Genomic DNA, 6,206 nt, shown 5'->3' with positions numbered 1-6,206 from the left:
TCCTCGAACGGCGAAGGCGGGCGACCGGTGGCGGCCCTATCGCGGCCGGATGTCGATGCCGGTACGGGAAGAACCCCGGAAGCGGTCCCTCCGGTTGAACCGGCCATTAAGCGGCCGCCGGGCGAACATGGCGTGGCGATGCCCCCCGGCGCCCCTGACCCGAATTCCCCGTCCTTCGATACCGTGCGCGTCGAGCCCAACGGGGAACTCGTCGTCGCCGGGCGGGCGACGCCGAACGCCACAGTGGAACTCCTGGTCGACGGCAAACCCACCGTCAGGGCGGTCGCCGATGCGAACGGCCAGTTCGCCATCGTCCCGCCGGCCCTCCCTGTCGGGAACAGCGAGGTCGGCCTTCGGGCGACCGATGCGAAGGGCCTCCTCCGCCAATCGCGGGACAGCGTCGCGGTGGCCGTTGCACCATCCCGCGATGCCATGCCGTTGGTCGCCCTGACCTCGCCCGACAAGCCGACCGTGGTGTTGTCGCAACCAGGCTCGTCCCAGACGGCGACCCGTTCGGTTGCCGATGGCACGTCCCCTCGACGGACGACGGCGGGCTCGGCTCCCCCGGCCCGGAAAGACCCCGGGGATGCCCATTCGGACGATGTCGCTTCGAAGGCCATCGACGCCAGCGGCACGGCCCGCACCAGCCGTAAGGGGAGTGGCGATGGCGTCGGCACGCGGGGCTCGGATCAAGTCATGTCCGATGGTGCCCGGTCGGGGTCGTCGGGGGCTCCGCCGTCCCAACCCTCGGAGGGGGCGGCCGCAGGAACGCCTGAAGGTACGCCCACCAAGGTCGTCAGCATCGACGCTCAGGAGGGCGGACGGCTGTTCGTCAGCGGCCGGGCTTCGGCCGGTGCGACCGTGCGGCTCTACCTCAACGATACCCTGATCGCCCCTGCCAGGGTCGGCCGCGACGGCACGGTCACCTTCACCATCGGCCGAGGCGTCAAGCCCGGGGATTACAAGGTCCGGCTCGATCAGGTCGATGGCGCGTTGGGCAAGGTCGGCAGCCGTGTGGAAGTGCCGTTCTCCGTTCCGGAGGTTGCCCGAGGCACGGGGACGGACCGTCCGGTCGCGGCATCATCGGACGCAGCGTCCGCTAGGGACGATGGCGGGACAGTGGGATCGAACGTCTCCCAGCCGATGGCATCCCCACCGGAAACCGTACCGCGGCATGCTCGTGCGAGCACCTCGGAGGGGCCGCGGGATTCTTCATCCGTGAGACCTTCGACCAAGCCATCCCTTAATACCATGCGCGATCCGCTCATGCCCGAGGCTGTCCCCGGCGCCGTCTACGTACCGGAAGTGAGGACTGCCCGGATCGAGCGCGGCGACAGCCTCTGGGCGATCAGCCGNGATCCGCTCATGCCCGAGGCTGTCCCCGGCGCCGTCTACGTACCGGAAGTGAGGACTGCCCGGATCGAGCGCGGCGACAGCCTCTGGGCGATCAGCCGGCGGACCTACGGCGAGGGTGACCGCTACACGGCGATCTACGACGCCAACCAGGACCAGATCCGCGACCCAGACCTGATCTATCCCGGTCAGGTCTTCGTGCTGCCGGCCGAGGACGCCATCGATGCCGGTCTGGGCGAAAAACGCGGCTGAGGAGAATCAAATCATGACCAAATTCACCAAGGCCGTGACCTACGTCCTCGCCGCCGCGGCCGTCTTCATGCTCGTCATTGTCGTCCTGCAATCCACGAACATGCTGACGAGTTCATGAGACCGCGGAGGGCCCATGGGTTCTTGTCGCACGTCGGCTTTGGTCAGGAGCATGCACGGAAAGCTCCGGTTCGAACCTGATGGTCCTTGATCCTTGCACTGACGGAATGGTGTAGGAACGGTATCGTCGCAACGATGTTTCCGGACCCTCAGCTTAAGCCAGAGGCGTCCATGCGTATCATGCCGTCTATCCTGACTATCTTTTCAGGGCAGAAGAGTTCGAATTTTTCCAGAACGGGGAAAAACGGCCGCATCCGCATTCACGCTGCTCGTCGTGGGGATTATGCCAGCATCTATCCAAGCGGACAGAGCTACACCTGGGGAGGGCCGACCACGGCGTCGAACGGGTTCGCGCCGGCTATAGGCTACGACGCTTACCACGGCGGCAACGGCTACTGACCCTGTGACGTGTTGTACCACACCCAACGCCGGAACGGCTGACTAGGCGAGGTTGTTTCTGGCCCACATCTCGAAAGACAGGAGCTATCGAATGCGCAAGCTCGCACTTGCATCCACGGCGCTGCTCGGCCTCGGCCTGCTGGCATCGGCACCCGCCGAGGCTCGCGGCTGGGGCGGTGGTTACGGCCACGGCGGCTATGGNCTTGCATCCACGGCGCTGCTCGGCCTCGGCCTGCTGGCATCGGCACCCGCCGAGGCTCGCGGCTGGGGCGGTGGTTACGGCCACGGCGGCTATGGCTACGGCGGCGGTTACCGCGGTGTTGGCTTCCGCGGTGGTTACGGTGGGTATCGTGGTTACGGCGGCGGCTATGGGCGCGGCTACGGTTATCGTCGCGGCATCGGCCCAGGCGCAGCCATCGGCCTCGGCATCGCCGGGCTCGCGGCGGGTGCCATCGTGGCGAACAGCTACGGCGGATACGGCTATGGTGGATACGGCTACGGTCGTCCGGTCGGGTACTACGGCGGTGGGTATGGCTACGCCTCTGCCTACGGTTACGCACCGGCTTATGGTTACGGCTATCCGGCCTACGGCTACGGGTACTGACCCGGGAGCGTTAGCGTCCCGCCATCTGTCGTAGCGGGCTCTGGTAAGAATGTAGTGAGCATGGATCTCTCCATGCTCACTACATTTGTACTAATATGTACTTCTCGAATAAATAGACATTGACTGAAAAAAATAATCGGCGCCATCTGAACATAATAAGAAGATCCGGGTTGGTCACCTGATCAACTAAAGGATGCAAATGTCACGTTTCAAAATGCTTTGCGGTGCCGCCGCCCTCTCGACCCTCGGTCTCATGAACACCGCCGCATTCGCGCAGGAAGGCGGCCCCTGCTCGGATGACATCGCCAAGCTCAAGCGCGAACTCGGAACCCAGGTCGGCATGGGGGCGCCGGTCTCGCAACCCGACACCGGTCAGCGCAAAGGGCCGAACGACGGATCGGCCGACCAGACGGCGAGCACGACCGCATCCGCGGCCAAGCCGGTCGGGAACGCCGAGACGGATCGCGCCCAGCAGGGCGGGGCATCCAAGGCAACGGGCGGATCACCGGGGACTGTCGGCGGCGTCTCGGGACCCGTTGCGGCGGCCGCCGGGACCAGTCAGGCCGACTCGGTCGCGAGCGGGCGGATCGCCACCTCACCGGCCGACGTCCGGGCGCAGTCCGAGAACAAGCCGACCGCCGCCGTCGAAGCATCCAAGGGAGGCGAGCCGTCCGCCTCGGCGAAGCTGTCCGACGAGGACAAGGTTTCGCAGGCCAAGACCGCTCTGCAGCGCGCCACTGATCTCAACGCCAAGGGCGATCAGTCCTGCCGCGACGCAGTCCAGCAGGCCCGCTCATTGATGCCTCAGCAAGGTCGCTGAACGGCCCCATGTCCACAACCCGAGCGACGTGCTCGGTATAGTCGATTGCGGGGCGGCCAGGCCGCCCCGCGCAGGTGGCTTACGCCTTGCCGGTGACCTTGTCTGCGACGTGCTGTGCGCCGTCCTTGACGTCGCCGGTCGTCTTCTGGGCTTCGCCCTTGAGCTCTTGGGCCTTGCCCTCAGCCTTCAGCTTGTCGTTGTCGGTGACGTTGCCGAGGCCCTGCTTCACGTTGCCGACGGCCTCGTTGGCCAGACCCTTGATCTTGTCGGTGGTGCTGCTCATGGCGGTTCTCCATCGCGACCGGGCCGGCCACGGGAACCTTGAACGGCCATGGCCCGAACGCCGTTCCAAGTGTCCGGTAACGCTTACGAGACGCAGTCCTTCCCGATCCGCATGATCGGCGGCATGGCCACGGCGACAGAGCCGATGGTGTTCGCCACCCTGCGGTTCTGCGTGCTGATCGCCTCGACCATCCGCGTTGGGGCCGGAGCCCGGGCCGTTGATGCGGTCGATGCAGATGCCTATTGCAGGAAAATGGCTTCGAACGCTCGGGCGATGATCGGGAGCGCCACCGGGTTGCGCAACCTTCGTGGGCGGGGCGTCGGGGAAAAGGCGGTGGCATCCGCCGACGATGCGAGCCTTGTCGGTTCAAGTGAGCTGGCGTCGGCGGCCTGGCACTCCTACGCCGCCACGACACAGCATCGTGCCCTAAACGTCAACGAGGCCACGGCTATGCGGAAGTGGCCTCGCTAAACCTAAGGTTTTACAATGCGGAACTTTGGTCCTCAAAGCGGATCATTGAGCTCGAGAACAACAGCAGCATACGCCCTGAGCGGATACTGCATTATCGATTCCAATCAGAAACTTGATGTCAAGCTTGAGCGCCAACGGTCACTGAATTTTTGCCTCCCATCAATATTCGAGAAAGCGTCTGCTCTTCATATTTTCCGGCCGAAAGCAGACAGGCAGGAATCCACCCATTGCGGATGTTCGTGGCGGGTACCCCGGCCCCAATCCGAAAGGGGATGGCTCTAGCCGAGGATAGGGAGCGTTGGGCTGCCCGGCACCGCTGGATGCCCAAGGGCAGACAGGATCGCGTCCAGGCCATCGGTCAGGGCCGCGGGCCCGGGTTGGAGGATGAGGGGCGACTTGATCTCGTGGATGCGGCCCCGGACCACGGCCGGCATATCTGCCCAACCTGCTCGGGAGGCGATGCGGGACGGCACGACCTTCTTCCCACACCAGGATGCGAGGATGACCTCGGGCGCAGCCGCCACCACTGCTTCGGGCGTTACGATGCGGTCCTTGGCGGCCGCCTGCCGAGCAAGCTCCGGAAAGATGTCGTCGCCGCCAGCGATGCCAACGAGCTCCGACACCCAGCCGATCCCCGAGATGAGGGGTTCGTCCCACTCCTCGAAGTAGACCCGGGGCCGGGGTCGCCCGCGGACGAGGTCCGCCACCCGCGCCAGCCGGTCCTCGTAGCTGGTGGCGAGCGCCTCGGCCCGCTCCCGGGCGTTAACGAGGGCCCCGAGGGTGCGGATCATCACCATGATGCCGGCGACGTCGCGCTGGTTGAAGGCATGCACGGCGATCCCCGCACGGACGAGATCCGCGACGATACCGGCTTGAAGATCGGAGAAGGTAAGCACTAGATCGGGTGCGAGGGCGAGGATCTTCGGCAGGTCCGCGCTGGTGAAGGCCGAGACCTTGGGCTTCTCACGGCGGACCTGGGGCGGACGTACGGCATAGCCGGAGACGCCGACGATGCGGTCCTGTTCACCGAGGAGGTACAGGGTCTCGACCGTCTCCTCGGTCAGGCAGACGATCCGTTCGGGTGGGAAGCAGCGCATGCACCCTCATACCCCCCATCAGGTCGACCGACAGCCCCCGGGTCGGTAGTGGCATGCCACGCTGGTCATGCCGCGCCCTCAGGCTGGAACTTGCGACCCGAACCGCTGCTTCCGTAAGGGTACAGGAAGAAACGTTTCATGCCCGCAGCAGTGATTTTCGACGTCGACGGCACGCTCATCGACTCCGTTCCCCAGCACGCCCAGGCCTGGCAGGACGCCTTTCGCGATTTCGGCCACGACATCCCCTTCGAGGACCTTCGGCGGCAAATCGGCAAGGGCGGCGACCTCCTGCTCCCGGTTTTTCTGTCCGAGGACGAGATCGCGGAGAAGGGCGATGCGCTGGAGAAGCACCGCTCGAACGTCCTGAAGGAACGCTACCTACCGACGATCAAGGGGCTGCCCCAGGTCCGGGCACTCATCGAACGCCTGCTGGCTGACGGCAAGCGGCTCGCGTTGGCCTCCTCCGCCAAGGCGGACGAACTCAAGGTCTACAAGAAGATCGCCGACATCGAGGATCTCATCGACATCGAGACGTCCTCCGACGATGCCGAGGAGAGCAAGCCGAACCCGGACATCTTCCTGGCCGCCTTGAAGCGTCTCGATGGGATCGAGGCAGGCGATGCAATTGTAGTCGGCGACACACCCTACGATGCCGAGGCCGCCGGCAAGGCCGGCATACGAACGATTGGCCTGCTCAGCGGCGGTTGGACGGCTGAGGAGCTGAAGCAGTCCGGCTGCATCGCCACCTACCGGGATCCTGCGGACCTACTGGCCCACTACACGACCTCGCCGCTTGTCGGACCGTAGGCC

The 6,206-nt window shown here is 65.3% G+C and carries 8 protein-coding genes; 6 read left to right on the top strand and 2 right to left on the bottom strand.

Annotated elements, in window-relative coordinates; translation table 11 throughout:
* Positions 1-1,356 precede the first annotated feature (1,356 nt).
* From ASF52_RS23035 to ASF52_RS02370, 4 genes are all read left to right on the top strand, one after another.
* Positions 1,357-1,605, top strand: a 249-nt coding sequence (locus ASF52_RS23035; protein WP_210166783.1) for a LysM peptidoglycan-binding domain-containing protein, incomplete at its 5' end; no start/stop codon positions are given.
* A gap of 288 nt (positions 1,606-1,893) precedes the next feature.
* Positions 1,894-2,121 (top strand): hypothetical protein, encoded by a 228-nt coding sequence (locus ASF52_RS22375; RefSeq protein WP_156629937.1) that lies wholly within the window; start codon positions 1,894-1,896, stop codon positions 2,119-2,121.
* A 202-nt stretch (positions 2,122-2,323) separates the two neighbouring features.
* On the top strand, positions 2,324-2,725 hold a 402-nt coding region (locus ASF52_RS02375; protein WP_443136642.1), incomplete at its 5' end, for a hypothetical protein.
* A 253-nt stretch (positions 2,726-2,978) separates the two neighbouring features.
* Positions 2,979-3,545 carry a hypothetical protein gene (locus ASF52_RS02370; RefSeq protein ID WP_244473665.1) on the top strand — a complete coding sequence of 189 codons (567 nt, stop codon included), beginning with the start codon at positions 2,979-2,981 and terminating at the stop codon, positions 3,543-3,545.
* Positions 3,546-3,624: 79 nt separating this feature from the next.
* Here the strand turns inward: ASF52_RS02370 and ASF52_RS02365 are convergent, their stop codons facing one another.
* Positions 3,625-3,828, bottom strand: coding sequence for a CsbD family protein (locus ASF52_RS02365; RefSeq protein WP_056166843.1), 204 nt, complete (start codon positions 3,826-3,828; stop codon positions 3,625-3,627).
* 48 nt (positions 3,829-3,876) lie between these two features.
* Here ASF52_RS02365 and ASF52_RS02360 point away from each other — a divergent pair, with 48 nt between their 5' ends.
* Positions 3,877-4,299 (top strand): hypothetical protein, encoded by a 423-nt coding sequence (locus ASF52_RS02360; RefSeq protein WP_056166840.1) that lies wholly within the window; start codon positions 3,877-3,879, stop codon positions 4,297-4,299.
* A gap of 278 nt (positions 4,300-4,577) precedes the next feature.
* Here the strand turns inward: ASF52_RS02360 and ASF52_RS02355 are convergent, their stop codons facing one another.
* On the bottom strand, positions 4,578-5,396 hold the full coding sequence (locus ASF52_RS02355; RefSeq protein ID WP_056166837.1) for a cobalamin-binding protein: 819 nt from the start codon (positions 5,394-5,396) through the stop codon (positions 4,578-4,580).
* A 138-nt stretch (positions 5,397-5,534) separates the two neighbouring features.
* Here ASF52_RS02355 and ASF52_RS02350 point away from each other — a divergent pair, with 138 nt between their 5' ends.
* Positions 5,535-6,203, top strand: a complete 669-nt coding sequence (locus ASF52_RS02350; protein ID WP_056166834.1) for an HAD family hydrolase — start codon at positions 5,535-5,537, stop codon at positions 6,201-6,203.
* The last annotated feature ends 3 nt before the right edge of the window (positions 6,204-6,206 follow it).

Source organism: Methylobacterium sp. Leaf112 (genome assembly GCF_001423295.1).
Taxonomy (GTDB): domain Bacteria; phylum Pseudomonadota; class Alphaproteobacteria; order Rhizobiales; family Beijerinckiaceae; genus Methylobacterium.
This window is presented reverse-complemented; position numbering and strand designations above follow the sequence as displayed.